2 protein-coding genes are annotated in these 2521 nt (G+C 62.8%); both read right to left on the reverse strand.

The window, feature by feature from the left end; genetic code table 11:
* Nucleotides 1-31 precede the first annotated feature (31 nt).
* Entirely contained in the window at nucleotides 32-1183 is a 1152-nt protein-coding gene (locus ACW9JE_RS30210; RefSeq protein ID WP_457434848.1) for an acyl-CoA dehydrogenase family protein, read from the reverse strand.
* A gap of 3 nt (nucleotides 1184-1186) precedes the next feature.
* Nucleotides 1187-2293 (reverse strand): enoyl-CoA hydratase/isomerase family protein, encoded by a 1107-nt coding sequence (locus ACW9JE_RS30215; RefSeq protein WP_224541705.1) that lies wholly within the window; start codon nucleotides 2291-2293, stop codon nucleotides 1187-1189.
* Nucleotides 2294-2521: the final 228 nt, after the last annotated feature.

Below are 2521 nucleotides of genomic sequence, written 5' to 3' on the forward strand. Positions count from 1 at the left end.
AGCGAGGCTTGCCCGCGAAGCTTTTAATGCTTCACACCAGGTAGTTCTTCAATTCCCGCGCAATCACCATCCGCTGAATCTCGCTCGACCCTTCATAGATCTGCGTAATCCGCGCATCCCGGTAGTACTTCTCCACCGGATAATCTTCCAGATAGCCATACCCGCCATGAATCTGAATCGCCGAGGAGCAGACCTTCTCGGCCATTTCCGATGCGAACAATTTGGCCTGGGACGCTTCCGACAGGCACGGTTTGCCAGCACTGCGCAGACGTGCGGCATGCAGGATCAGCAGGCGGGCGGCGTTGATCTGCATCTGCATGTCCGCCAGCATATTGGCCACGCTCTGGTGCTCGATGATCGGTTTGGCGAACTGCACGCGGTCGCGGGAGTAGGCCAGCGCCGCTTCGAACGCGGCGCGGGCGATGCCCAGGGCCTGGGCGGCGATGCCGATGCGGCCGCCTTCGAGGTTGGACAGGGCAATGGCCAGGCCTTTGCCGCGTTCACCCAGCAGGTTGGCTTCGGGGATGGTGCAGTTGTTCAGGGTGACGGCGCAGGTGTCCGACGCGCGGATGCCCATCTTGTGTTCGGTGCGGTCGACGATGAAACCAGCGGTATCGGTAGGCACCAGGAACGCCGAGATGCCGCGCTTGCCCCGATCCGGATCGGTCACGGCGAATACGATGGCCAGCTTGGCGCGTTTGCCGTTGCTGACGAACTGCTTGGCGCCGTTGATCACCCACTGGCCGTCGCGCAGTTCGGCGCGGGTGCGCAGGTTGTGCGCTTCGGAACCGGCCTGGGGCTCGGTCAGGCAGAAGCAGCCGATGGTCTGGCCGCTGGCAAGGTCCGCCAGCCAGGTCTGTTTCTGTTCTTCGCTGCCGTAGTTGAGTACCGGCCCGCAGCCCACGGAGTTGTGGATGCTCATGAACGCGCCGGTGGCGCCATCACCAGCGGAGATCTCTTCCACGGCCAGTGCGTAGGCGACGTAATCGACATAGGTGCCGCCCCATTCCTCGGGGACCACCATGCCCAACAGGCCCAACCCACCCATCTTCGCCACCAGGGCGTCGTCGATCCAGCCGGCTTTTTCCCAGGCCTGGGCGTTTGGCGCGATCTCGCCGCGGGCAAAATCCCGGGCCATGTCGCGGATCATGATTTGCTCTTCGCTCAGTTCGATATCGTGCATGGCTCAGTTCCCGCTCTGGTCAAACCCGGTGAAAAAACTCGCCACGTGTGCGGCGTCCAGCGCCTGCAGGGTCGGCGGATTCCAGCGCGGGTTCTTGTCTTTGTCGATCAGCAAGGCGCGCACGCCTTCGATCAGGTCGCCGCGCTCGAACCACTGGCGGTCCAGGTGCAGCTCAAGGGCGAAGCATTGTTCGAGGCTCAGGTGGCGGCCGCGACGGAGCATTTCCAAAGTGACCGCCATAGCCACGGGCGAGCGGGTGGCCAGCAGGTCGGCGGTGGTCGTGGCCCACTCGTGACTGTCGGCGACGGTCACTTCGCGCAGTTGCTCAACAATACTCGGCACGTCGGGCAAGGCGAAGAAGTGGTCGATGGCCGGGCGCAGCGTCTCGAGCGGAGCGTCGGGCAGTTGCTGCACGGCGAGGGTCGCCAACAGGCTCTGAAGGTCTTTGAGCGGGGTGTCGTGCCATTGCAGCTGGTCGAGTTTCTCGTCCAGCGTGGCCAGCTTGCCGCTGTCCAGATACCAGTCGGCCAGGCCGCAATACAGGGCATCGGCAGCGCGGATCTGCACGCCGCTCACCCCGAGATAAATCCCCAGTTCGCCCGGCACCCGTGGCAGGAAGTAGCTGCCGCCGACGTCCGGGAAGTAGCCGATGCCGACTTCCGGCATCGCCAGCCGGCTCTTTTCGGTGACCACCCGCAGATCGGCGCCTTGCACCAGACCCATGCCGCCGCCCAGGACGAAGCCGTCCATCAGCGCGAGGACAGGTTTGCGGTAGTGGTGAATGGCGATATCGAGGGCATATTCCTCGACGAAGAAATCCACGTGCAGGGTGTCGCCGCTTTTGAAACTGTCGTGCAGCGAGCGAATGTCGCCACCGGCGCAGAAGGCTTTTTCGCCGGCGCCGCGCAGGACAACGGCGTGCACTTGGGGATCCTGCGCCCAGGCGTCGAGCTGGCGTTGCAGGTGGCGAACCATATCGAGGGTCAGGGCATTAAGGCCGGCGGGGCGGTTGAGGGTCAGGTGACCGATGTGGTTGCGGACTTCGGCCAGCACGTCGTTCTGCGTGGCATCCATGGGCCGGTTGCCCGGAGAAGTAACCTGAGCAGTCATCAGTAACTCCCTGCTTTTATTGTTCTTTATAAAGAAGCTCGCGCGCGAGCGTTGCAGGATCGTAACAGTGCAAATTTGTGATGTACAACGGGGATATGTGCAGGTGCTGTCTGCGTTTTTGCAAAGTGCTCACTGGCAGCACTGTGGTCACAGGTGCTTCCTGTGCTCTCTGTGGGAGCGAGCCTGCTCGCGATGGTGGTCAACGATAACGCGGGCTATCTGATGTCC

This window comes from Pseudomonas sp. SDO55104_S430, assembly GCF_054070595.1.

What these genes read in the sequence shown, in the direction of transcription:
- ACW9JE_RS30210 (WP_457434848.1), bottom strand. Translation starts at nt 1,183, where the DNA reads ATGCACGATATCGAACTGAGCGAAGAGCAAATCATGATCCGCGACATG.
- ACW9JE_RS30215 (WP_224541705.1), bottom strand. Translation starts at nt 2,293, where the DNA reads ATGACTGCTCAGGTTACTTCTCCGGGCAACCGGCCCATGGATGCCACG.